Source organism: Nocardioides pacificus (assembly GCF_054775955.1).
Map to the genome: position 1 here is coordinate 30,088 of NZ_BAAHCI010000005.1, position 24,434 is coordinate 54,521.

Consider the following 24,434-nt stretch of genomic DNA (forward strand, 5'->3'; position numbering starts at 1 on the left):
CGGGTCCCCTGAGGCGCCCCCAGTGACTCAATGGCCTCATGACCCGTTTCGCCGACCCGACCCGCTGCCCCGACTGCGGCGCCCCCGTGCCGCCCAGCCCGGAGCGCTGCACGAGATGTGACCTCCCGCTGACCGGGCCCGACGCCGGTGACCTCTTCCGCACCCTCCAGCACGCCGACGTGGTGCTCGACCGGATGCGTCTCACCGCGCGGGTGCCGGTCGGGGCCGGCGCCGGCCCTGCGTCCGTGGGGAGGGCCGCCGTCGGAGAGGCCCCGGCCCGGGCGAGCTACGCGCCGTTCCCCGAGCCGTTCCCGCTCCCGCCCGGCCCGCGAGCCGTGGCGCCCGCGCCAGGTGGTCGCTCGGGGCTGAGCCAGGCCTCGGTGCCCAAGATCCTGCTCGGCCTCGGGGCGCTGTGCCTCCTCGTCGCCGCCGTGGTCTTCCTCGCGCTGGCCTGGTCGGTGCTCGGCGTCGGCGGGCGCACCGCTGTGCTGGTGGGTGTGACCGTCGCCGCAGGTGCGTGCTCCGCGCTGGCCGCCGGACGCGGACTGCGCGCGGCTGCGGAGTCGCTGGCGGCCGTCGCCGCCGGGCTGCTGGTGCTCGACCTGGTCGGGGCCGACAACGCCGGCTGGTTCGGGGCGCTGGAGCCCGGCGCCCTCACCATCCTCGTCGGCGTCGTCCTCGCCGGTGTCGGCTACGGCGCCGCCGAGCTCGCCGTACGCTCCCGCGCGCTGCCGCGCCTCGGCGTCGCGGAGCTCGTCGCCGCCCTCGGGGTGCTGCTCGTGGCCGGAGGTGCGCTGCTGCTCACCGAGGGGCACGTCGATCTCGTCCTCGTGGCCGGCGTGGTCGCCACGGCCGGCGCCGCCGCCCTGGCGCGCCTCCGGAGGCTGCAGATCGCCGCCGCTGCCGCCCTTGCCGGCGCTGGGGCGTGGTGGCTGGCGCTGCTGACGCGGGCGCTGGTGCGCGCCGGCGAGCACGCGTCGTACGGCGAGCTGTGGGGTGGGCTGTGGGGTGGGCTGGAGGTGTGGCCCCTGGTCGCGGCGGCTGCGCTGGCCACCGCGCCGGTCCTCGCTCGGCGGCTGCTCGACCGCTACCTGCGGATCGCCGCTGCGCTGGTGGGAGCACTGGTCCTCACCCTGGCCATCGGGCTCCCGCTGCCCCAGCTCCAGGCCGACCTGCGCACCGGGATCGCCCTCGCGGCGGTCGTCGCGGCCGCGCTCGCGACGTACGTCGTCGCCGGCGCCTGGCGGGTCGTGCCCGCGGGCGTCCTCGCGCTCGCGTGGCTGATCCCCGTGGCCGAGCTGGTGCGCCTGGGCGGGATCGCGACCGAGCGGGTGCTCCCCTCGGGGGTGTGGACCGAGGCGGCGACCGTGCGCCTGGCCGAGCCCGTCGCCGGTGGGGACTCCCCGCTCTTCCTGGTCCCGCTGGCGCTCGCCCTGGTGGTATCGGCGGTGGCGCTGGGCCGCTTCGTCGGCGAGACGCTGCCGGTGCTGCGCGCCGCGGCCTGCCCGGTCGTCGCGCTGCTGGTGCTGGCGCTGGCCGGGACCGTCGCGTCGTACGCCGTGCCGCTCGCGCTGGTGCTGGTGCTCGTGGTGCTCGCGGCGCTGGTGCTGGGCGGCTGGTCGCTGACCCTGGCCTACGGCGTGGGCGACGCTGCGTCCGAGCGAGGCAGTGAGGGGTCGTTGCTTGCCGGACTGCTGGCCACTCTGACGGTGCTGCTCGGTGCGCTGCTGGTGGCACTGGTGTCGACCTGGCTCACCGCCGCGGTGCTGCTCGCGCTGACCGCGGGAGCCGCGGCGCTGGGGCTGGTCCGTGACCGGGGGGCCCGGCTGCTGGGCGAGGTCTGCCTGCCGCCGGCCGCCGCGGCGCTGCTCTGGACGGTGTGCGACCTCGTCTCGATCGCGGTCGCGGAGCGCGGCGTCGCGGTCCTGCTGCTGCTCGGCGCGCTGGCGATCGTGCGGCCGCGTCTCACCACCGAGGTGCCGGCCCCCGTGGTCGGGGCCCTCGCCGCGGGCGTCGGCATCGCCGCCGCCGACGACCCGAGCTGGTGGCTCGCGATCGACCTCACCGTCGCCGGCACCCTCGTCGTCCTCACCTCCCTGGTCCACGCGCAGCGCCGCGTCCTCGCCCCGGTGGGCGGGCTGCTGCTCGCGATGGCCAGCTGGGTCCGGCTGGCCGACCTGGGCGTCGGCACCCCGGAGGCCTACACGCTCCCGTCGGCGCTGGTGCTGCTGGTCGTCGGGCTCTGGCACGTGTTGAAGCACCCCGAGTCCGGGACCCGGCGCACGCTCGCCCCCGGCCTGCTGCTCGCGCTCGTCCCCAGCCTGCTGTGGTCGCTGGCCGACCCCGTCTCCTGGCGGGCCCTGGCCCTCGGCGTCGCCTGCCTGGCCCTCGTGCTGGCCGGCGCGGCGCTGCGGTGGAGCGCCCCCCTGTCGGTGGGCGCCGGCACCGGTGCCGTGCTCGTGCTGCGCGAGCTCGCGCCGTACGCCGAGGTGCTGCCGCAGTGGGCCCTGATCGGCCTCGCCGGCACCCTGCTCACCTTCGTCGGCGTCACCTGGGAGAGCCGGGTGAAGCAGCTCCGCGCCACCGGCGCCTACCTCGAGCGCCTGCGCTGAGCCGGGCGTCGAGGCGAGCGTCGAGGCGAGCGTCGAGCCCCATGTAACGCGGGGTTACGGCGACTGCCACAGCGGTATATCGCTGCGGTAGACGCGATAACCCCGCGTTACATGGGGGTGGGGTACGGCGCGCAGCCGGTCAGCCGAGCAGCCGCTCGCCGAGCCAGCCGCCCCTCTCGAAGCCGGGCAGGATCGCGAACTCCGCCGACCCGATGGCGGTGGTCCACTCGTTGAGGGCGTCGGACTCGTCGAGCGAGCGCTGGATGGGGGTGAACTGGCGGTCGACGTCGGCTTGGAAGCTGCAGAAGACCAGGCCGCTCTCGATCGTCATCCCGCCTGCGTCGGCGTCGATCTCGCGGGTGTAGTTGAGGCCCTTGCGCACGATCCGGGCCCCGCCGTTCACGCTCGGGTGGGAGCGCCGCGAGTGGGCGTCTGCGGGAATCACCCAGCGTCCCTCGCTGCGCGCGGTCAGGTCGAGGGCGTCGAGCTCACCGCCACCGGTGAGCGGGGCGCCGTCGGCGAGACGTCTCCCCACCGACCGCTCCTGCTCGTCGCGGGTCAGGTCGTCCCAGGTGTCGAGGTCCATCCGGATCCGGCGGACCACCAGCGTCGTACCCCCTGCCCACGGCCCCTCGTCGATCCACACCGTGCGGTCGAAGAGGTCCGTGCCCGGCCGCGGGTTGCCACTCCCGTCGACCTGCCCGAACAGGTTGCGCCCCGTCACCGCGCTCCCGTCGGCGCCCACCCCGTTCCACGAGCCACCCTGACGCCAGCGCAGCCGCGCGAACGGCGCCGCGTCCGCGACCAGGCGTCGTACGGCGTGCGCGACGGTGGTGCCGTCGGCGCCGGCCACCATCACCACCAGGTCACCGCCGGTCCAGCGCGGCTGGAGCCGGTCGTGGCGCATCGCCGGGACCCGGGCTAGCCCCCGAGGACGGAGCGGGCCGAGCCCGGGCCGGGTGAAGACACCCGGCCCGAGCCCGACAGTGATGGTGAGGTCGGCGTGCGCCACCGAGAGCTCCGGGGCGGTGTCCCCCGGGGCCGGCCTCCCGTCGACGAGCGCCTCGACGTCACCGGTCCACAGCCGCAGCAGCCGGCCCAGCGCGTCGCGGTCGACGTCGTCGAGCAGGTCCAGGGCGACCAGCTCGCCCACCCGCGGGGTGGCCTGGGCCACCCCCGGCTGGTGCGCACCGTAGGGGCTGACGTGGGCGCCGGGAGGCGTGGCGGCAGCGACCGGAGTGGGCGTCGGTTCACCGTCTCCGGCGAGCGCCGCAGCCACGGGGGCCCCGACCGCCGCGCCGGCCGCAGCCGACGCGGCGTACCCCAGGAGCCGCCGGCGTCCCCACGTGGCCGGAGAGCCGGCCGGCGAGGAGCCCGCCATCAGTGGGAGTGCTCGCCCTGGTCAGGCGAGTGGTAGTGGCCCTCCTCCTCGGTGAACTCCTTCACCGGGGCCGTGACGTCGATCGAGGTGCCGTCGGAGAGCTCGAGCGTCAGCTCGACCTCGTCGCCGGCGGCCAGCTCCTGGGTCAGGCCCATCAGCATCACGTGGTAGCCGCCGGGCTCGAGGACCTTGCCCCGGCCCGCGGTGATCACGATGCCGTCCTCGACCTCGGCCATCGCCATCGCGCCGTCCTTCATCACCATCTCGTGGAGCTGGACCATCTTCGCGACGGGCGAGGTGGCGGAGACGAGGGTCGCGTCCTCGGCGCCGCCGTTGCGCAGCAGCATGAAGGCGCCGGTCATCGTGGTGTCGTCGGCATCGGTCGTCGCGCGGACCCACGGGTCCTCGACGGTGACCTCCGTCGCCGACGCGTCGGCCGACGAGTCCGCGGGGGTCGCGGCGGCGGAGCTGGTGGCGGGGCCGGTGGAGGTCGCGTCGTCGTCGCCGCAGGCCGTCGCCCCCAGGGTGAGGGCGAGTACGGCGAGCGGGACGCCGAGCACGCGCAGGCGGGCCCGGTGGCGGGCCCGCGAGCGGAGGGCGGTGAGCGCAGGGGTGGTGTGGTGCTGCATGGGGGTTCTCCTCAGAGGTGGGGCCGGGTCGTGTGCCCGAGGACGCGCCACAGCGCGTGGTGGGGCACACGACGCACAGGGGGGTGCGTCGGCCGGGGGGCCGCTCGGGTTCCGAGCGGGTCTGTCAGCGGTTCGGTCGGCGCAGGGTCACGCCGGGAGGAGGGCCGGCGGGCCGCGGTGACAGATGACGTGACGGACCGGGGCCGGGCGGGGAAGCCGGATCCGGGTGCGGGCCAGCAGCCGGCGACGCACCGGGCTGAGCGCGGCGAGCACGCTCAGGCGGGCGCGGTGGGCGCGGGCGAGGCCCGTGACGGCGGTGAGGTCGTGGACAAGGCGCAGGGCGGCGAGCTCGACGAGCGTCCACACGGCGGCCTCGCCGAGTCCCAGCCAGACCCCGATCGCGACCGCAGCGAGCGTGTGCGCGAGCAGCATCAGCGGCGGCTGGTCCACGACGTGCTCGACCAGGTGGCCCAGCCAGCCCAGCGAGATCGCGGGGCCGCTCGGCTCCGGCAGCGGCCCGACCTGCTCGGCCAGCTGGGCGGCGAAGTGGTCCTCCAGCGAGCCCACCCGGCGACCGGCGTCGTCGACGAGCGCCGGCTGGTGCGCCAGATGGTGCGCGTGCGGGGCCCCTGCGGTCGCCTGGGCGGCCGGGACGGACGTGGCCGCCGAGTCGCCGTGGTGACCGGCCATCGCGGAGAGCAGCGTGTGGACGAGGGTCTGTCCACCGACGACCAGCAGCACCAGCCGCGGCACCGAGGCCCGCCGGCGCAGCAGGAACGACGCGAGGAGGGTGGTGGCGACGAGGAGCAGCGCCATCGCGCCCAGCCCCGGCAACCGCCCGTCGGCCGCAGCGTGGGAGACGGCACCGGTGAGCAGCACCGCGGCGCCCAGGAACCCGGCGCGCAACCACAGCAGGGGGCCCACCGCCGCTCCTTCCCCGACCTGTTCGACGCGGACAGGGTACGGCGCGGGGCGGCGCGGTCGCGACCCGAGCGCTATGACGCGGCTCACACCCCAGCCGTGATCCAGCGCCTGGGGCACACTGTGACGGTGCTGCCGCGGTTCGAGATCGTCGCCCGCCTGCGCCCGGTGGCGCTGGTGGCTCCGAGCTTCGTCGACGTCGACCTCGCCTGGGACACCGCCGCGCCCGCCTCGTCACGGACGCCCGCCCCGCGGCTCGCGCCGTACGCCGCGGTGACGGCGGAGCTCGCCCCCGGAGCGGCGGGCCGGCTCACGCTGCAGCTGACCTCGGGGACCGTCACCCTCGCGGGCTGGTGGGACGCCCCGTCGGGGCGGGCCGGCCTCGAGGTCACCGACGCGCACGGGCACACGACCCACCACCGCAGCCGACGGCACGGCGGGGTCGCGGGCGTGGCCGAGCTCGGTCTGACGCTCACGGGCACCCACCTGAGCGTGCTCACCCGGACCGCGCCCGGGGGTGGATCGGGCACCGGGGAGGCCGACCCCGGCTGGACCGTCCGCGGGCGGGTCGACCTCGCCGACCGCCTCGACACCCGGGCCGAGTCGTTCCTCGCCGGGATCGAGGTCGGGCACCGGTGGTCGGGCGCCCAGGAGGTCGGGGCGCGGAGGCTGCGGGCGGGTGCGTTCGGCCAGCTCGGGCTGCGCGACGTACGCACGGTGACCGACCTCGCCGGCAGCCCGCTGCGCGAGGACGGCCGACTGCTGCTGACCGCGACCCACGCGGGGCCGGGCTTCTTCGACACCGCCCACACCGGCGTCTGGGCGCTGGACCCGACGACTCACGCACTCGAGCACCGCGCCGACCTCTTCTTCCGCCGCCCCGACCGGCCGGGCGCCTTCGGCGACCACTCCACCCACCTCGTGCGCACCGATGACGGCTGGCTGGCTGCGACCAGCACCTGGGGGGACTTCGACCGGGCCCGAGCGGGTGCCCGCGTCGACGTCACGCTGGCGCGCAGCGACGCCGACCTCCTCACCGGCGCCCACCTGCTGTCCACCGAGCCCCTCGACCTGCCGACCACCTCACCGACCGAGGACCTGCGCTCCGTCGGGGTCTGGGACCCCCACCTCGTGCGCACGGAGCGGGGGTGGCTGGTCGGGTTCGTCAGCGCGTCGCGGTTCTTCCGCTTCCACCCGGCGCTGGCCGAAGGCCCGTCGCTGGACCGGCTCACGCTCCGCGCGGCCGACTCCCGACGTACGGCGACGGAGGGGACGACGCTCGTCCCTCTCACCGCCGAGGACCTGGACCCCACGGACCCGGGCGCGGGGGACGCCGCGCTCGCCCCCGGCTGGTTCGTGCTCGCCAGCGACGGGCGCGACAGCCGGCGCGGCGACCGCCGCCGCTTCCCGGTGCTCGACCTCGGCCTGCGCGTGGTGGGCGCGCTCGACGCGCCGTACCCCACCAACATCCCGTGGCCCACGCTCGTCCGCGAGGGCGACGGGTGGCTGATGGTCACCTTCGACGGCAGCCCTCGCGGCGGCGAGCTCGCGGGCTACGGCACCCACGGCGACATCGTGCTGATGCGGGCCGACCGGGTCTAGGCTGGTGGTCGAGGTCACACCACCCCGTGGCCGCACACCCGCGCCACCCACCCTCGTGGCGTATGAACCAGGAGGACATCCATCCCCATGTCTGGACCCCACCCCCCGGCCGGCTCGGGCGCCCCGGTCAGCTCCGGCGTCGACGTCTTCGAGCTCGGCGCGGAGCACGAGCAGGTCGTCTTCTGCAACGACCCCGCCAGCGGCCTGCGGGCGATCATCGCCATCCACTCGACCGCGCTCGGCCCGGCGCTGGGCGGGACCCGCTTCCATCCCTACGCCACCACCGGCGCGGCGGTCGAGGACGCGCTCAACCTGTCGCGCGGGATGTCCTACAAGGCCGCGCTCGCCGGGCTCGACCTCGGCGGCGGCAAGGCCGTGATCATCGGCGACCCGGCGACGCTGAAGTCCGAGGCGCTGCTGCGCGCCTACGGCCGCTTCGTGCAGACGCTGGGCGGGCGCTACCTCACCGCCTGCGACGTCGGCACCTTCAGCGAGGACATGGACCACATCGCGCGGGAGTGCTCGTTCGTCACCGGGCGCACCGTCGCGCACGGTGGCGCCGGCGACAGCTCGGTGCTCACGGCGTACGGCGTGTTCCAGGGGATGCGCGCCGCCGCGGAGCGCACCTGGGGCTCCACCAGTCTGGAGGGACGCACCGTGGGCATCGCCGGGGTCGGCAAGGTCGGACGCCACCTCGCGCGCCACCTCGTCGACGACGGGGCGTCGGTGGTGGTGACCGACGTCTCCGCCGCCGCGATCGCCCGGATCCGCGACGAGCTGCCTGCGGTGCGCGTCGTCGACTCGACCGAGGAGCTGGTCGCCTCGCCGCTGGACGTCTACGCGCCGTGCGCGCTCGGGTCGGCGCTCACCGACGAGGTCGTCGACACGCTCTCGGCGCGGGTGGTGTGCGGCGCCGCCAACAACCAGCTCGCACATCCCGGGATCGAGAAGTCGCTGGCCGACCGCGGTGTGCTCTACGCCCCGGACTACTGCGTCAACTCGGGTGGACTCATCCAGGTCGCCGACGAGCTCGAAGGCTTCAGCTTCGAGCGCGCACAGCACCGCGCGAGCGGCATCCTCGACACCACGCGAGCAGTGTTCGAGCGCGCCGCGACCGACGGCGTACCCCCGGCGGTGGCCGCCGACCGGTTGGCCGAGCAGCGGATGCGGGAGATCGGCCGCCTACGCGGGATCTGGACCGGCTGAGGGAGGCAAAGCCTGACGTTGTCGGCCGAAGTTTCGGCCGACAACGTCAGGATTCCCCGGCGGACCGGGGAATCCTGCGATCCCGAAGAGGAGATCAGTCAGTCGCGCGGAGGATAGTCCGCCCAGTCCTCGGAGTCGTCGACAGACGACTCCGGCAGGTCCGGTGTGGTGGTGTTCTCACCGCCATGCAGCTCCTTCGCCAACGCCCCGAAGTCCGTCTCGTGAGTCCGGTACTTCAGGTCGCGGGCGACCTTGGTCTGCTTGGCCTTAGCTCGGCCGCGCCCCATAGGGTCGACCCCCTCGCACGCTTGGCCGGGGCACAGGTCCCCGGGCTGTCCTAGAGATTTCTCGTGAGGGCAACGCTACCTGCTGAGTGGCTATTCACGCACACCCGGGCCTGTAATTCGCGTACGCCCAAAGCGAAACCGCGCTCACCAGCCGGCGTACTGTCCCGTCAGGCGGACCTGTCCGCCCTCCACGTCGTCGGCCCGGACGGCGCCGGCGACCCACGCGCGGATGCCGTGCTCGGCCAGCACGCTCACGGCGAGGTCGGCGTCCGAGGGGTCGGTGAGGGCGACCATCCCGACGCCGCAGTTCAGCGTCTGCTCGAGATCGGGCTGGGCGATGTCGCCGACCGCGCGGACGAGGTCGAAGATCGGCTGGGGCGTCCAGGTGGAGCGGTCGATGGTCGCGGTCAGCTCCATCGGCATCACCCGGGCCAGGTTGGCGGCGAGACCACCGCCAGTCACGTGGGACATCGCGTGGGTGCGCGTGCGGGCGGCGAGCGCGAGGCAGGCTTTGGCATAGATCCGGGTCGGGACCAGCAGCTCCTCGCCCAGCGTGCGTCCCAGCTCGTCGACGTGCCGGTCCAGCGACCACTGGGCGGTGTTGAGCAGCACGTGGCGCACCAGCGAGTAGCCGTTGGAGTGCAGCCCGCTGGCCTCCATCGCGATCACCACGTCGCCGGGGCGCACCCGTCCGGGGCCCAGCAGCCGGTCGGCCTCCACCACACCGGTCGCCGCGCCGGCCACGTCGTACTCGTCAGGGCCGAGCAGGCCCGGGTGCTCGGCGGTCTCGCCGCCGGTGAGCGCGCAGCCGGCCTCGACGCAGGCCTCCGCGATGCCCTTGACGATCGCCGCGATCCGCTCGGGGACGACCCGGCCGGTCGCGATGTAGTCGGTCATGAAGAGCGGCTCGGCGCCGCAGACGACGAGGTCGTCGACGACCATGCCGACCAGGTCGAAGCCGATCGTGTCGTGCTTGTCCATCGCCTGCGCGATGGCGACCTTGGTGCCGACGCCGTCGGTCGAGGACGCGAGCAGCGGCCGCTCGTAGGCCTTGAGCGCCGAGGCGTCGAAGAGTCCGGCGAAGCCGCCGATGCCGCCGATCATCTCGGGACGGCGGGCCTTCTCGATCCAGACCTTCATCAGCTCCACGGCCTTGTCCCCGGCCTCGATCGAGACGCCCGCGGTGGCGTAGGCGTTCTCGCCCCCCACAGCGGGAGACGGGGACGAGACGGGGTTCTGGCTCACGACTGCTCCTGGTGACGGCGTACGGCGGGCGGGGGCGCTCGCTCGGGCGGGACGGGTCAGGCGGGACGGATTCAGGGGTTGTTCAGGACCGGCAGCGTCTTGGCGGTCAGGGACGCCTCGAGCAGGTGCTTGCCGAGCTGGCTCTCGTCGGGCAGCGCGACGGGGTAGTCCCCGGTGAAGCAGGCCTTGCAGAGGCGGTCGGTGTGCTGGCCGGTGGCGTCGATCATCCCGTCGAGGGAGATGTAGCCCAGCGTGTCGGCGCCGACACTGGCCGCGATCTCCTCGGGGCTGAGCCCGTTGGCGATCAGCTCGGCGCGGGTGGCGAAGTCGATGCCGTAGAAGCACGGCCACTTCACCGGCGGGCTGGAGATCCGGACGTGGACCTCCTTGGCGCCGGCCTCGCGCAGCATCCGCACCTGGGCGCGCTGGGTGTTGCCGCGCACGATCGAGTCGTCGACGACGACGATCCGCTTGCCGCGGATCATGTGGTCGAGGGCATTGAGCTTGAGCCGGATGCCGAGCTGGCGCAGGGTTTGGCTGGGCTGGATGAAGGTCCGCCCGACGTAGGCGTTCTTCACGAAGCCCTGGCCGAAGGGGATCCCGCTCTCCTCGGCATAGCCGGCGGCGGCCGGGGTGCCCGACTCGGGGACCGGCATCACCATGTCGGCCTCGACGGGGAACTCGCGGGCCAGCTGGCGCCCCATCTCGACACGTGCCTCGTGCACGTTGCGGCCGGCGATGGTGGCGTCGGGGCGGGCGAGGTAGACGTACTCGAAGACGCAGCCCTTGGGCGCGGCCTCGGCGAAGCGGTGGGAGCGCAGCCCCTCCTCGTCGATCACCAGGAGCTCGCCGGGCTCGATCTCGCGGACGACGCTGGCGCCGATCGTGGCCAGGGCGGCGTCCTCGCTGGCGACGACCCAGCCGCGGTCGAGGCGGCCCAGCACGAGCGGTCGGATGCCCTGGGGGTCGCGGGCGGCGTACAGGGTGTTCTCGTTCATCCACACGAACGAGAAGGCCCCGCGCAGCAGCGGCAGCACCTCGAGGCTGCGCTGCTCCAGGGAGGTGTCGGGGTGGTGCGCGAGCAGCGCGGTGACCAGGCCGGTGTCGTTGGTGGAGACCTCCACCTCGCGGCCCTGCAGGTCGGCCTCGTCGCTCTTCTCGAGCTCGGCGACCATCGCGACCAGCTCGTGGGTGTTGATCAGGTTGCCGTTGTGGGCCAGCGCGATCGAGCCGTCGGCGGTGGGCCGGAAGGTCGGCTGGGCGTTCTGCCAGGTGCTGGCGCCGGTGGTGGAGTAGCGCGAGTGGCCGATCGCGAGGTGACCGCGCAGCGACTCCAGCGTGGACTCGTCGAAGACCTGGGAGACCAGCCCCATGTCCTTGTAGACGAGGATCTGTCGGCCGTTGCTGACCGCGATCCCGGCCGACTCCTGGCCACGGTGCTGCAGGGCGTAGAGACCGAAATAGGTCAGCTTGGCGACGTCCTCGCCGGGAGCCCAGACGCCGAAGACGCCGCAGGCGTCCTGCGGGCCACGTTCCTGGGGGTCGAGGTCGAGGTTGAGCCGCCCGTCTCCGCGGGGTGTCTGCCGGGGCACGATCACGAGTCTAGGGGCGTCGCGCGCCGCCTCCTACATCGACGGGAGGCCTTCCGCCCCTCGGACGGGTCCGCATTCAGGCTCGACGGCTCCGCACAGCGACTACATTGGGCCCGGAAGGGGGTCGCGAACCGCATGCCAGAAGAGACCGTCCGCGAGCTCGCGAACTACCGCATCCACCGGGTACTCGCCGAGGCGTGGTCCTACAGCGCGCTCAAGGACACGCTCGACGTCATCGCCGAGGGCGTGACCGACGTCGCGGGCTTCGGCGTGGCCTGCCTCAGCGTGCTGCACGACAGCGGCGAGCTCGAGGTCGTCGCGGTCTCCGGCAACGAGGAGGCCCGTCAGGCCCTGCTCGGCACCTTCTCCCCCGTCAGCCAGATGCTCTCGGAGATCGAGCACGCCGACGAGTGGGGCTCGCTGCGCTTCGTCCCGCACACCCGGGTCGGCGACTTCGTGCGCACCGGCTGGGTCCCCGACATCGAGCCCGTCAGCGACGACCCGCTCGCCTGGCACCCCCTCGACCTGCTGGCCGCCCCGCTCAAGGACGAGGCCGGCGTGCTGCGCGGCTTCCTGACCGTGGACCTGCCCGACGACGGCCGCCGCCCGGGCACCGAGCGCCGTCGCCAGCTGGAGATGTACGCCGACCAGGCGGGCCGGGCGATCATCAGCGCGATGGAGCGCGAGCGCCAGGCCGAGGAGCTGCGGCTGGCCGACACCGCCCGCAAGATCGTGCGCAACGCCAGCGCCCAGCTCAACCTGGACCGCATCCTCGAGGACTGCCAGAAGGCCATCGTCGAGGGCTTCCGCATCCGGGGGCTGTGGATCCAGCTCTTCGACATCGACGGTCGCGGGCTCGAGCACGGCGCGATCTACTCCTCCGACGGCGCCGACGTCGAGCTCCCCGACGAGATGCGCGCGCTGGCCGCCCGGGCGGCCGCCACCTGCTGGCGCGAGCAGAGGGCGGGGGTGATCTCCCAGCGTCGCCCCGCCAGCTGGCTGTTCGCTCCCCAGGAGGCCGAGCAGATCCTCGCCTTCCTGGCCGGCGTCCAGATCACCTCGATGATGTTCGTCCCCCTGGGTGCCGGCCCCGAGAGCCTCGGTCATCTGGTGCTCACCCGCGACGACAGCGACCCGGAGTGGACCGACGTGGAGGCCGCCGTCGCCCTCGACATGGGCCACGACCTCGGCCGCGCCGTACTCAACGCCCGTCTCTTCGAGCGCGAGCACCGCCTCGTCGACGAGCTGCAGCGCCTGGACACCTACAAGGGGCAGCTGATCGCGACCGTGTCGCACGAGCTGAAGAACCCGCTCTCCTCGATCCTCGGCCACCTCGAGATGCTCGAGGGCGAGGTCGACCTCGGGCCCCCCACCCGCACCTCGCTGGCCGCCATCGAGCGCAGCGCCAACCGTCTCAACAAGCTGGTCGAGGACCTGCTGCTGCTCTCCCAGGTCACCGACCCCGACAACCCGCTGGAGACCGAGCCGATCGACCTGCGCGGCCACGTCACCGAGGCCATCGACCTGGTCGAGGTCGTCGTGCGCCGCAAGGAGCTCACGATCGCGCTCGACCTGCCGGAGGCCCCCGTCCTGGCGATGGGGGACGGGGAGGAGCTCGACCGCGTCTGCGCCAACCTCGTCAGCAACGCGGTCAAGTACACCCCCGCCGGCGGCTCGGTGCGTGTCTCCCTGGCCCGGGAGGGCGACGAGGTCGTGCTGATCTGCGCCGACGACGGCATCGGCATCGGCGTCGCGGACCAGGAGCGCCTCTTCAGCGAGTTCTTCCGCTCCACCAACCCCGAGGCGACCCAGCAGCCCGGCACCGGCCTCGGGCTCGCCATCGTGCGGCGCATCGTCGAGCGACACCGAGGCCGCATCGAGGTGACGTCGGCGCTGGGCGAGGGCAGCACGTTCGTCGTCCGTCTTCCGGCAGCCTGACCATGTCCCCGAGCCCCGAGCCTGAGGACCAGGCGCCGTACCCGATCCACGCGAACCTGAACCGCGCGCTGTCCTACGGGGTGCTCAAGGAGACCCTGCAGGTGATCGTGCAGGGTGTGGCCGACATGGCGGGGTTCGCAGTCGCCACGATCGGGGTCTTCCGTCCGAACGACCTGATGGAGACCATCGCGGCGGCGGGCAACGACGAGGTGCGCTGGGCGCTGGTCGGCGAGACCGCCCCCACACCGGTCGTGCTCGACCTGCTCAAGATGGGCGAGCGGTGGGGCAACCTGCTGCGCTTCGTCCCCCACGAGCAGGCGGCCGTCTACGCCAACGACATCTGGGTGGGCGACAGCACCATCGCGGACGGCCCCGACGCCTGGCAGCCGCTCGACGTCCTGATGGCTCCTCTCATCGGGGACGACGGCACCCTGCAGGGGATCCTCGCCGTCGACCAGCCCCTGGACGGGCGACGGCCCGGCCCCGACCAGCGCCGGATGCTGGAGACCTACGCCAGCCAAGCGGCCCGAGCCGTGCTGCGGACCTTCGAGCGTGACGTGCTGGGTGAGCAGATCCGGCTGGCCGAGGCGGCGCGCCGGGTGGTGCGCACCGCCAGCGCCAAGCTCGACCTCGTCACCACGCTCGAGGACTGCCAGGTCGCCCTGCTCGAGGGCTTCCGCTGCAGCGGGCTGTGGATGCGGACGCTGCCCACCGACGAGGACCCCATGGGGCAGGTGATCCGCTATCCCGCCGCTCCCGACGAGGTGGACCCGCCGTCCGACGTCCGCGACATCGTGATCGCCCTCGGACGCGAGTGCTGGGCGCAGCAGCGCGTCGCGATCGTCGCGCAGGACCGCCTCCCCCAGGGCCTGATCTCCGTGGCCGACCACCGACGGGCGATGGACTTCTTCCGCGCCCGCGACGTCGCCTCGGTGATGCTCGTGCCGCTGGGGGCCGGCGACGAGTGCCTGGGCACGATGACGCTCGCCCGGTCCCAGAGCGTCGAGTGGAGCGACGTCGAGGCGGCGACCGCGCTGGACATCGGCCACGACCTGGGTCGCACCATCCTGAACGCCCGCTTCTTCCAGCACGAGCAACGGCTGGCCCGCGAGCTGCGAGAGCTGAGCAGCTACAAGGCCAAGATGATCGACACCATCGCCCACGAGCTGAAGAACCCGCTGACCGCGATCCTCGGCAACGTCGACCTCCTGCAGGGCGCCCCCGACCTGGCGGGTCGTGGCGAGGTCTCACTGACGGCGATCGGCCAGAACGCCGACCGGCTGGCACGCCTGGTCGACGACCTGCTCCTGCTGTCCACCCGCCGCGCCACCCACGACGACTCCGACACCGCCCCCGTCGACCTGCGCGAACCCGTGGCGCAGGCACTCGCCGCCCTGGCCGACGACATCGCCGCCAAGCAGCTCCGGGTCACCGCCCTGGCCGCGCCCCACCCGGTCATGGTCCGCGGCGACGTCCACGAGCTGACCCGGCTCTGCGGCAACCTGCTCAGCAACGCCGTCCGGTTCACGCCGCCCGGTCGGGCCGTGCGGATCCTGATCGATGAGGTGGGCGAGGAGGTGACGCTCGCGGTGACCGACGAGGGGATCGGCATCTCCGAGGAGGACCAGATCCGCCTGTTCCACGAGTTCTTCCGCGCCGACGTGCCCGACGAGCTCACCACCCCCGGCACCGGCCTCGGCCTCGCCGTCGCCCAGCGCATCGTCGAGCGCCATCACGGCAGGATCGACGCCGAGTCGGCCCTGGGCCAGGGCAGCACGTTCACCGTCTGGCTGCCGGGGCTGGGCTGACCGGCGTCGTGGTGGCGGGCCCTAGCCCGCCGTTTGGTCCCCAACGACGTCATTTCCGCGCCTAGGCATGTCGTCTCTGCCCAATCCGTGGCGTCTTGCGCGCCCCTTCCGGGCTGGAGTCGGCGGCCGGCGCTGGGCGCTCACCAGCACCCGACCGACGACGGCGCGGCGCGTCGTACGACGTGAGCTCCGCGCGGATCGGCGCGGCTGCAGGCTAGGCGCGAGAGACATCACCGTTTGGGCAGAGACGACATGCCACGGCCGGAAATGCACGCCGTTGGGGACCAAACGGCAGCCCCCACGGCAGCCCCCCACGGCAGCCCCCCACGGCCGCCCTCACATCTCCCGCGCCCCCTGCCGCACCGCCTCCCGGATCCGGGTGTAGGTGCCGCAGCGGCAGATGTTGCGGATGCCGTCGAGGTCGGCCTCGGTCAGCGCGCGCCGCTCGCGTCGTACCTTCTTGACGAGCGCGACGGCGGCCATGATCTGGCCGGGCTGGCAGTAGCCGCACTGGGCGACGTCGCGATCCAGCCAGGCCTGCTGCATGGGGTGCAGCTCCTCGCCGACCGTGTCGGGCAGGCCCTCGATGGTCGTGACGCGGTCCTTGCGCTTGAGGTCGCCCACGCGGACCGCGCAGGGGTTGAAGGCCTTGCCGTTGATGTGGGAGGTGCAGGCCTTGCACACGTTGATGCCGCAGCCGTACTTCGGGCCGGTCACGCCGAGCACGTCGCGTAGCACCCAGAGCAGGCGTACGTCGTCGGCGACGTTCACGGTGACGGTGCGGCCGTTGAGGATGAAGGTCTGTCGGGGCACGGGGACTCCTGGGCTGGCAGGTGGGACGCGGGAGTGGAGGTCAGTAGGTGAGCTTGAGACCGTTGGTCGGCGACGCCGGGACCGGCGGCACCATCGGCTTCGGGTTGAAGGCCAGCGGCTCGAGGTGGTTGATCGGGAAGTGCGTGGGGACCTTGCCGGTGGCCCGCGCGTAGGCGCAGGCGACGGCGGCGAACGACGCGGCGACGCCGGCCTCCCCCGCACCACCGGGCTGACCGCCCTGCGAGGGCATCACGATCACCTTGACCTCGGGCGGGGTGTTCCACTGCCGGGTGTAGTAGTAGTTGTCCCAGCTGGCCTCGAGGAAGTGGCCGTCGCGCAGGTGCAGGCTGGAGGTCAGCGCCAGGGCGATGCCGTCGTTGATGCCGCCCTGCATCTGGGCCTCGAGACCGCGCGGGTTGACGACCAGGCCGACGTCGACGGCGAAGACGACCTTGGTGACGCGCGGTCCGGTGACGGCGTTGGGCACGTCGCGCTCGGTGGTCCGCGGCCGGCAGTCGATCTCCACGAGGCAGGCGCTGGCGCCCTTGTACTCCTTGTGGATCGCGATCCCCTGCGCCGTCCCCTTGGGCATCCGGCGCCCCCAGCCCCCGACCTGCGCGACCTTGTCGAGGACGGCGCGGACCCGGGCGTTGCGCAGCTGCTCGCGCCGGAACCGGTAGGGGTCCTTGCCCATCGCCTTGGCGAGCTGGTCGACGGCGAGCTCGCCGGCCGCACGGACGTCGGGCGAGTAGATGTTGCGCATGCTGCCGGTGTTGAACCGCTGGTCGGTCTCGGCGAGCGTCTGCACGACCGCACCGAAGTTGTAGGGGACCTCCTGGGTCAGCAGGAAGATCGTCTGCGCGAAGGTGGCGTTGCCCAGCCCCGGCGGCAGCTTCGTCGCCAGGCCCGTGATGATCTCGCCGAGCCCGTGGCGATAGTCGGTCTCCACGCTGGTGTGGGCCTGCTGGAAGGCAAGAACCTGGTTGCCGACGTACGCCGCGCGGATGCGCGAGGTGGCCATCGGGTGGGCGCGTCCGGCGCGGGCGTCGTCGGCGCGGTGCCACATCAGCTTCACCGGGACGCCCATCGCCTTGCTCACCTTGGCGGCCTCGAGCGCCCCGTCGTAGAAGAGCCGGCGACCGAAGGAGCCGCCCGACTGCGTGACGTGGACGCTCACCTTGTGCGGCGGCAGGCCGAGCACGGCGGCGATCTCCTGCTGCGCGACGATCGGCGACTTCAGGCCCGACCAGATCTCGGCGCGGTCGCGACGTACGTCGGCGATGGCGGAGTTGGTGTCCATCGCGGAGTTGCTGCGGAAGTAGAACGTGAACTTGGTGTCGATGGTCTTCAGCAACGGGGTGTCCGGCAGCTTCGGCAGGTCGGGGTCGAGCGCGTCGAGCCCGCGCAGGATGTCGGCGTCGGACTGACCCGCCACCGGCCCGTCGTTCCACTCCACGCGCAGTGCGCGCACCGCATCGATGCACTGGCCGAAGGTGCGCGCCCGCACGGCGACGCCGGTGTCGACCTGGGCGACGTGGGTGACGCCGGGCATCCGCTCGACCTGGCCGCGGTTGAGCACACGCCTGGGGGTGCCGTTGAGCGTGGGCGCCCGGCAGACCATCGTCGGCAGGGCACCCGGGACCTTGAGGTCGGTGGTGAACTGCTTGCGCCCGGTGACCGCCTCGAGCGCGTCGATGCGGTTGCGGGGCGTGCCCACGACCGAGAAGTCGCTGGCGTCCTTGAGCTCGACCTCGACGCTGCGGTCGGTCGGGCTGGCGGCGCGCGTGGCGAGCTCGCCGTACGACACCGAGGTGCCGTCGGGCGCCTCGATCACGCCGGCCTTCGCGACCAGGTTGGCGACGGTGTCGCCGAGCGCAATCGCGGCGGCGTCGAGCAGCGACTTCTTCGCGATGGCCGCGGCCACGCGGATCGGGGTGTACGTCGAGATCGTGGTGTTGGAGCCTCCGGTCAGCTGGTTGAAGAGCAGCTCCGGGCGGGCGTCGGCCAGCGTGACCTTCACCTTGGACAGCGGCAGGTCCAGCTCCTCGGCGATCAGCATCGCGGTCGAGGTGGTGATCCCCTGGCCGACCTCGGCGCGCGGCAGTGCGAACGACGCCGTGCCGTCCTCGTGGAGGGTGATCCGGATCAGGTTGGCGGTGGGTACGGCGGCCGCGGTCAGCAGGTCGTTGAGGTCGAAGAGCTCGGCCGGCTGGGGCAGCGTCGGAGCGAGCGCGGGCCGGCCGACGGCGGCCGCGGCGGGTCGCTCGAGCAGACCCAGGTCCGCGGCGGCGACGAGGGTCGCTCCGCCCAGGACGTAGCCCAGGAAGCGCCGGCGGGACGCGCCTGCAGGCGGGGCGTCGTACCCCTCTTCCGGCCCTTCTCCTGATCGGTCGTGCGCGTGCCGGTCGTGCGTGTCGTGCGGGAGCTCGGCCATCCTGGGTCCTCCAACGCCTGGCCCCGGTCGCCCGGGGAGTCGTGCTCCCTCCCACCGGCAACCGTGACAGACGCCACACGACCACCCAAGGGGTGGCTGCCCACGATCCAGGCCGCCCGTTGTGCACCCGGCACAACCCACCCCGCGCCGACCCGTCCCAAGATCTCGGTGACCCGTCGCGGACTCTCGGTGACCCGTCGCGAACTGTCGGCGACCCGTCAGCAACTGCTCGGGTCGGTGAAGATGCGCCGACTCGGCTGTCAACGTGCGCCGACTCGACGGTGAAGTTGCGCCGACTCGGCTGGGGGTGGGGTTGGGGCTGGGGTGGCTAGCGGGCGGCGCCGACCCTGAGGGCGCGCAGGGCCAGGGCCAGCTCGAGGGGCGGGGCGCGGTCGACCAGGTCGGTGCCGGTGACGGCGGCGATCCGGCGGATCCGGTTGAGCACGGTGTTGCGGTGACAGTGCACAGCCGCGGCGGTGTCGGCCGTGGAGCCGCCGCAGTCGACCCAGGCCTCGAGGGTCTCCAGGAGCTGCTCGGACTCCGCCGGGGCCAGCGCCAGGAGCGGGCCGAGCCAGACGGCGACCAGCCGGCCGGCCACCTCCGGCGAGGTGAGCAGCAGGGCGTCGGGCAGGCGGTCGTCGAACGACGCCACACAGGGCCTTCCGGGGGGCTGCCCGGCGGGCTGGCCGGCACACAGCCGCAGTGCCAGGGACGCCTGCCGGAAGGCGGTCGCCGTCTCCGCGAGGCCGGCGACCACGACCGAGACCCCGACGGGGTGGGCGGCCACCGCGCGCAGTACGTCGAGCGCTCCGGCCACCGAGGTGTCGCGCAGGGCCACCACCCCGACGGCGCCGGCGGAACGCCGTACCCATGCGGACGCGACGACCCGGCTGCGCAGCGCCTGCTCGAGGTGCTGTCCCTCGTCGCCCTCGACGGCGAGGACCAGCGTCGGGCCGGTCACGGGCAGGTCGAGGATCCGCCCCGCCTCGTGGGCGAAGCCCGGCTCCGCCGCCCGCCCGCTGAGCAGGCCCTCCCACAGCTCGGCGCGCAGCTGCTCGTCGGCACGGACGCGGGAGCGCTCCGAGACGTGGTAGGCCGCCGCGACCTGGGCGGACGTCTCGTCGACGACCTCCCACAGCCGGGTCCCGATCTCGCGCAGGGCCTGCGCGTCGAGCGTCTCCTCGGCCTGCTGGACCAGGTCGTCCCAGATCAGCCGCCCGCCCAGCCGGAACGAGCGGAGCACGTCGTCGAGCGGAAGGCCCTGCTCGGAGCGCCGGCGCCCCGTGGCCCGCGCCGCGTCGTACCAGCCGTCCTCCGCGCACGGCTCGCGGCCCTCGACCGCGGCGGCCAGCAGGTCGAGGACCCGCGCGATGTTGTCGCGGCAGGACTCGCGCAGGTCGTCGTCGGGGACCAGGCCCGTGGTGCGGTAGCCGGCGTTCTGGGCCTGGATGGTCGCGACCAGACGGTCGGTCAGGGCCGGCACCCGCGTCGCCCGGTGCGCGGCGAGGAAGGCGAGGTCGCCGGCCCGGTCCATGGCGGGACTACCGCTCAGAGGTTCTGCAGCAGCAGCGCCTCGGCGAGGATGACCCGCTCGAACTCCGCCAGGTGCAGCCCCTCGTTGGCACCGTGCGCACGGGTGTCGGGGTCCTCGACGCCGGTCACCAGCACGCTGGCCCGCGGGAACGCGTCGAGGAACTCCGCGATGAACGGGATCGAGCCACCGACGCCCATGTCGACGGGGGCGACGCCGTCCCAGGCCTCCTGGAACGCCGCGCGTGCCACGTCGTACGCCGGCCCCGTGGCGTCGATCGCGGTGGCCTCGCCGGTGTCGACGATCGTCACGGTGAGCTCGGCGCCCCACGGCACGTGCGCCTCGAGGTGGCGCTGCAGGCAGGCCACGGCGTTCTCCGGGGTGTCGCCGGGAGCCACGCGCATCGAGATCTTGGCGCGAGCGGCGGGGACCAGGGTGTTGGAGGCGCCGTCGACCTTCGGGGCATCGAGGCCGGTGATGCTCAGCGAGGGCTTGGTCCACAGGCGCTCGACGGCCGACCCGGAGCCGATCCACTGCACACCCGGGTTGGCGCCGGACTCCGCGCGCAGCCGCTCCTCGGGGTAGTCGACGTCGGCGGCCGGACCGCTGTGGAGGCCGGCCACCGCCACGTTGCCCGCGTCGTCGTGCAGGCTCGCGATCAGCCGGCTGAGCGCGATCAGCGCGTCGGGCACGAGGCCGCCCCACATGCCGGAGTGCACGGCGTGGGTCAGGGTGCGGACCTCGACGTCGGCGCGGACCAGGCCGCGCAGGCTGGTGGTGAGTGCCGGCACGCCGATGTCCCAGTTGCCGGAGTCGGCGATCACGATGACGTCGGCCTCGAGCAGGTGCTGGTACTCCTTCAGGAACGCCGGCAGCGATTCCGAGCCGACCTCCTCCTCGCCCTCGACGAAGACGGTCACGCCGACGGGGAGGTCGTCGCCGAAGATGCGCAGGGCGCCGAGGTGCGCCGCGATGCCGGCCTTGTCGTCGGCGGCGCCGCGCGCATAGAGGCGCCCGTCGCGCTCGGTCGGCTCGAACGGGGCGGAGTCCCAGGTCGCGTGGTCGCCCTCGGGCTGGACGTCGTGGTGGGCGTAGAGCAGCACGGTCGGCCGGCCCTCGGGGGCGGGCTTGCGCGCGACGACGGCCGGCGCTCCCCCGTCGGCGCTGAGGATCTGGACGTCGTCGAAGCCCTCGGCGCGGAAGAGCTGCGCGACCGCCTCGGCGCTGCGCTGGACCTCGCCGGCGCGGGCCGGGTCGGCGCTCACGGACTCGATGCGGACCAGGTCCTCGAGGTCGCGGCGTACGCCGGGGAGGACCTCGGCGAGGCGGGAGCGGAGGTGGTCGATGTTGGGGGTGGCAGAGGGGGTCGCAGTCACGTGGACGACTTTAACCGGGGGGTCTCGACGTCGGTTGCCAGCGCAACCTGCTCGACCGGCGGATCCAGTCTCGACGTCGGTTGGTCTCGACGTCGGTTGCTGCGCAACCTGCTCGACCCACCGGCTGCGCAACCTGCTCGACCGGCGAGGGTGCAGCGTCAGCGGCGGATCTCGGCGAGGAACTCCGCGATCCGGCCGATGGCCTCCTCGAGCACGTGCACCTCGGGGAGGGTGACGAGACGGAAGTGGTCGGGGGTGGGCCAGTTGAAGCCGGTCCCGTGCGTGACCAGGAGCTTCTTGGCGCGCAGCAGGTCGATGACGAACTGCTGGTCGTCCTCGATGGGATACATCTCCCGGTCGAGCTTGGGGAAGCAGTAGAGCGCGCCGTGCGGCTCGACGGAGCTGACGCCGGGGATCTCGTTGAGCAGCTTGTGCGCGGTCTTGGCCTGCTCGTAGAAGCGGCCGCCGGGCACGATCAGCTCGTTGATCGACTGATAGCCGCCGAGCGCGGTCTGGATGGCGTGCTGGGCCGGCACGTTGGCGCACATCCGCATGTTGGAGACCAGCAGCAGACCCTCGAGGAAGTCGGAAGCGAGGTGCTTGGGCCCCGACACCATCACCCAGCCGGAGCGGTAGCCGCAGACGCGGTAGGCCTTGGACAGTCCGCTGAACGTCAGGCAGAGCACGTCGTCGCCGGTGTAGGCGGCCGTGTGGTGGTGCACGGCGTCGTCGAAGAGGATCTTCTCGTAGATCTCGTCGCTGAACACGACCAGGTCGTGGCGCCGCGCGATGTCGACGAGGCCCTTGACGACGTCCTCGCTGTAGACGGCGCCGGTCGGGTTGTTGGGGTTGATGATGACGATCGCGTGGGTGTTCTCGGTGATCTTCGACTCGATGTCGTCGAGGTCCGGCGCCCAGCCGTTCTCCTCGTCGCACAGGTAGTGCACCGGGATGCCGCCCGACAGGGTGACCGCGCCCGTCCACAGCGGGTAGTCCGGCGCCGGCACGAGGATCTCGTTGCCGTCGTCGATGAAGGTCTGCAGCACCATCGTGATCAGCTCGGAGACGCCGTTGCCGATGAAGACGTCGTCCACATGGGCCTCGGCCAGGCCACGGCTCTGGTAGTACTGCGCCACCGCCGTGCGCGCGGAGTAGATGCCGCGGGAGTCGCTGTAGCCCTGGGCGTCGGGCAGGTGGTGCACCATGTCGGCGACGATCGCGGCCGGCGCCTCGAAGCCGAACGGCGCGGGGTTGCCGATGTTCAGCTTGAGGATGCGGTGCCCCTCGGCCTCGAGGCGCTGGGCCTCGACGAGGATGGGACCCCGCACGTCGTAGCGGACGTGTTGCAGCTTGCGGCTCTGCCTGATCTGGCGCACGTCGCCATGCTCTCAGGCGGTGTCCAGCGGTTTGCGCTCAGCCCACCCTGGCCGGCGGTCCGCAGCCCCTCAGGCCAGCGGCAGGTACGGCGTGAGGTCGGCGCGCTCCCCGCTCGCCCGGACGATCCCGGCCCGCTCTGCCTCGGGCCAGGCCGTCTCCCCGCGGGCGAGCGCGATCCAGGTCTCGGCGTCCATCTCGACGACGGCCGGCGGCGTACCCCGGGTGTGGCGCACCCCGGGCACCACCTGCACCGCGGCGTACGGCGGGACGCGGACCTCGACGGAGTGGCCGGGCGCCTTCTCCTGGAGCAGGGCGAGGTAGTGCTTGACCATCAGCTTGAGGTCGGCGCGCTGCGCCGTACCCTCGCCGAGGCGGCCCAGCGCGGCGGCGAGGGCCTCGGGCTCGGCGGGGGTCAGGCGGCGGGTGGACACAGGAGCATTCGACCACGCCCGCGAGCTGCGCCCCTAGGCTGGCTGCCATGGACCGCCTGGTGCTGGTGCTCAACACGGGATCGTCGTCGCTGAAGTATCAGCTGGTCGACGCCGACACCGGCGAGGCCGGCGTCCGGGGCCACCTCGAGCGGATCGGTACGACGGGCGCGGCGCTGCGTCACGTCGACGCGTCCGGCGAGACGACGCGCTCTGCGGAGCTGCCCGACCACGCCGCGGCGCTGGAGACGATGCGCGAGCTGCTCGAGAGCTCCGGCGTGGGCGGCGACGACCTGCTGGCGATCGGGCACCGCGTCGTGCACGGCGGATCGCGGCTGACCGAGCCGGTGCTCATCGACGACGACGTGCTCGCCGAGATCGAGCGGCTCTCGCGCCTCGCCCCGCTGCACAACCCGCCCGCGGCCGCCGGCATCCGCAGCGCGCGCTCGTCGTACCCCGACGTGGCCCAGGTGGCGGTCTTCGACACCGCGTTCTTCTCGGGACTGCCCGCGGCAGCGGCCGTCTATCCGATCGAGCAGGCGGTGGCCGAGCGCCTCGAGATCAGGCGCTACGGCATGCACGGGACGAGCCATCAGTACGTCGCGGGCGAGGTCGCGGCCTATCTCGGCCGGCCGCTGACCGCCTTCGACCAGATCGTGCTGCACCTCGGCAACGGGGCGTCGGCCGCCGCCATTCGTGGTGGGCGCCCGGCCGACACGTCGATGGGTCTGACGCCGCTCGAGGGCCTGATGATGGGCACCCGCGCCGGCGACCTCGACCCCGGCGTGCTGCTGCACCTGCTGCGTCACGGCGGCTACGACGCCGACGGGCTCGAGGAGCTGCTCACCCAGCGCTCCGGCCTCGAGGGGATGGCCGGCGTCCACGACTTCCGCGAGTTGCTCGAGGCGATCGACGCCCGCGACCCGGGCGCGGTGGCCGCCTACGCGGCGTACTGCCACCGGATCCGCAAGTACGTCGGCGCCTATCTCGCCGTGCTCGACGGCGCGGACGTCGTCGCGTTCACCGGCGGCGTCGGCGAGCACAACCCGGCGCTGCGCGCGGACTGCCTGATCGGCCTCGACCGGCTCGGCATCGAGGTCGACCCGGCGCGCAACGAGGACGCCGGCGAGCACCCCACCCGGGTGCGCCGCATCTCGACCGACACCTCCCGCGTCGCCGTGCTCGTCGTACCCACCAACGAGGAGCTGGCCATCGCGAGGCAGGCAGCCGCCCTCGTCGGCTGAGCGCCCCGCG

At 73.3% G+C, this 24,434-nt stretch carries 18 protein-coding genes; 6 read left to right on the plus strand and 12 right to left on the minus strand.

The window, feature by feature from the left end:
• The first annotated feature begins 38 nt into the window (after window positions 1–38).
• Complete coding sequence (locus ACYU7L_RS02735) at window positions 39–2,612, plus strand: SCO7613 C-terminal domain-containing membrane protein (protein ID WP_460793659.1); 2,574 nt, start codon at window positions 39–41, stop codon at window positions 2,610–2,612.
• A gap of 139 nt (window positions 2,613–2,751) precedes the next feature.
• On the opposite strand, the gene ACYU7L_RS02740 is transcribed toward ACYU7L_RS02735, so the two are convergent.
• The 3 genes from ACYU7L_RS02740 to ACYU7L_RS02750 form a co-directional block, all read right to left on the minus strand.
• Window positions 2,752–3,993, minus strand: coding sequence for a Dyp-type peroxidase (locus ACYU7L_RS02740; RefSeq protein WP_460793660.1), 1,242 nt, complete (start codon window positions 3,991–3,993; stop codon window positions 2,752–2,754).
• Window positions 3,993–4,622 (minus strand): copper chaperone PCu(A)C, encoded by a 630-nt coding sequence (locus ACYU7L_RS02745; protein WP_460793661.1) that lies wholly within the window; start codon window positions 4,620–4,622, stop codon window positions 3,993–3,995. The genes ACYU7L_RS02740 and ACYU7L_RS02745 overlap by 1 nt, the downstream gene beginning before the upstream one ends.
• Window positions 4,623–4,769: 147 nt before the next feature.
• A complete protein-coding gene (locus ACYU7L_RS02750; protein ID WP_460793662.1) occupies window positions 4,770–5,546 on the minus strand; it encodes a hypothetical protein in 777 nt (258 codons plus the stop codon).
• A 96-nt stretch (window positions 5,547–5,642) separates the two neighbouring features.
• Here ACYU7L_RS02750 and ACYU7L_RS02755 point away from each other — a divergent pair, with 96 nt between their 5' ends.
• Together ACYU7L_RS02755 and ACYU7L_RS02760 are read left to right on the plus strand one after the other, a co-directional pair.
• The gene (locus ACYU7L_RS02755) at window positions 5,643–7,145 is read left to right on the plus strand and encodes a hypothetical protein (protein WP_460793663.1); all 1,503 of its coding nucleotides are present in this window, start codon (window positions 5,643–5,645) and stop codon (window positions 7,143–7,145) included.
• An 87-nt stretch (window positions 7,146–7,232) separates the two neighbouring features.
• Window positions 7,233–8,351 (plus strand): Glu/Leu/Phe/Val family dehydrogenase, encoded by a 1,119-nt coding sequence (locus ACYU7L_RS02760; RefSeq protein WP_460793664.1) that lies wholly within the window; start codon window positions 7,233–7,235, stop codon window positions 8,349–8,351.
• A 98-nt stretch (window positions 8,352–8,449) separates the two neighbouring features.
• On the opposite strand, the gene ACYU7L_RS02765 is transcribed toward ACYU7L_RS02760, so the two are convergent.
• The 3 genes from ACYU7L_RS02765 to purF form a co-directional block, all read right to left on the minus strand.
• Window positions 8,450–8,638, minus strand: a complete 189-nt coding sequence (locus tag ACYU7L_RS02765) for a DUF3073 domain-containing protein (protein WP_460793665.1) — start codon at window positions 8,636–8,638, stop codon at window positions 8,450–8,452.
• 144 nt (window positions 8,639–8,782) lie between these two features.
• Window positions 8,783–9,883 (minus strand): phosphoribosylformylglycinamidine cyclo-ligase, encoded by a 1,101-nt coding sequence (purM, locus tag ACYU7L_RS02770; protein WP_460793666.1) that lies wholly within the window; start codon window positions 9,881–9,883, stop codon window positions 8,783–8,785.
• Between the two features lie 71 nt (window positions 9,884–9,954).
• Window positions 9,955–11,475 (minus strand): amidophosphoribosyltransferase, encoded by a 1,521-nt coding sequence (purF, locus tag ACYU7L_RS02775; protein ID WP_460793667.1) that lies wholly within the window; start codon window positions 11,473–11,475, stop codon window positions 9,955–9,957.
• A 135-nt stretch (window positions 11,476–11,610) separates the two neighbouring features.
• Here purF and ACYU7L_RS02780 point away from each other — a divergent pair, with 135 nt between their 5' ends.
• The gene (locus ACYU7L_RS02780; protein ID WP_460793669.1) at window positions 11,611–13,413 is read left to right on the plus strand and encodes an ATP-binding protein; all 1,803 of its coding nucleotides are present in this window, start codon (window positions 11,611–11,613) and stop codon (window positions 13,411–13,413) included.
• A gap of 2 nt (window positions 13,414–13,415) precedes the next feature.
• Window positions 13,416–15,221, plus strand: a complete 1,806-nt coding sequence (locus ACYU7L_RS02785) for a sensor histidine kinase (RefSeq protein ID WP_460793671.1) — start codon at window positions 13,416–13,418, stop codon at window positions 15,219–15,221.
• Between the two features lie 336 nt (window positions 15,222–15,557).
• Here the strand turns inward: ACYU7L_RS02785 and ACYU7L_RS02790 are convergent, their stop codons facing one another.
• The 6 genes from ACYU7L_RS02790 to ACYU7L_RS02815 form a co-directional block, all read right to left on the minus strand.
• Entirely contained in the window at window positions 15,558–16,034 is a 477-nt protein-coding gene (locus tag ACYU7L_RS02790; protein WP_460793672.1) for a (2Fe-2S)-binding protein, read from the minus strand.
• 40 nt (window positions 16,035–16,074) lie between these two features.
• A complete protein-coding gene (locus ACYU7L_RS02795; protein ID WP_460793673.1) occupies window positions 16,075–18,468 on the minus strand; it encodes a molybdopterin cofactor-binding domain-containing protein in 2,394 nt (797 codons plus the stop codon).
• A 328-nt stretch (window positions 18,469–18,796) separates the two neighbouring features.
• Complete coding sequence (locus ACYU7L_RS02800) at window positions 18,797–20,002, minus strand: PucR family transcriptional regulator (protein WP_460793674.1); 1,206 nt, start codon at window positions 20,000–20,002, stop codon at window positions 18,797–18,799.
• 14 nt (window positions 20,003–20,016) lie between these two features.
• On the minus strand, window positions 20,017–21,375 hold the full coding sequence (locus ACYU7L_RS02805) for a M20/M25/M40 family metallo-hydrolase (RefSeq protein WP_460793676.1): 1,359 nt from the start codon (window positions 21,373–21,375) through the stop codon (window positions 20,017–20,019).
• A gap of 158 nt (window positions 21,376–21,533) precedes the next feature.
• Complete coding sequence (locus tag ACYU7L_RS02810) at window positions 21,534–22,751, minus strand: pyridoxal phosphate-dependent aminotransferase (RefSeq protein ID WP_460793677.1); 1,218 nt, start codon at window positions 22,749–22,751, stop codon at window positions 21,534–21,536.
• A gap of 69 nt (window positions 22,752–22,820) precedes the next feature.
• The gene (locus ACYU7L_RS02815) at window positions 22,821–23,183 is read right to left on the minus strand and encodes a sterol carrier family protein (protein ID WP_460793678.1); all 363 of its coding nucleotides are present in this window, start codon (window positions 23,181–23,183) and stop codon (window positions 22,821–22,823) included.
• A gap of 47 nt (window positions 23,184–23,230) precedes the next feature.
• Here ACYU7L_RS02815 and ACYU7L_RS02820 point away from each other — a divergent pair, with 47 nt between their 5' ends.
• A complete protein-coding gene (locus ACYU7L_RS02820; RefSeq protein WP_460793679.1) occupies window positions 23,231–24,424 on the plus strand; it encodes an acetate/propionate family kinase in 1,194 nt (397 codons plus the stop codon).
• Window positions 24,425–24,434 lie beyond the last annotated feature (10 nt).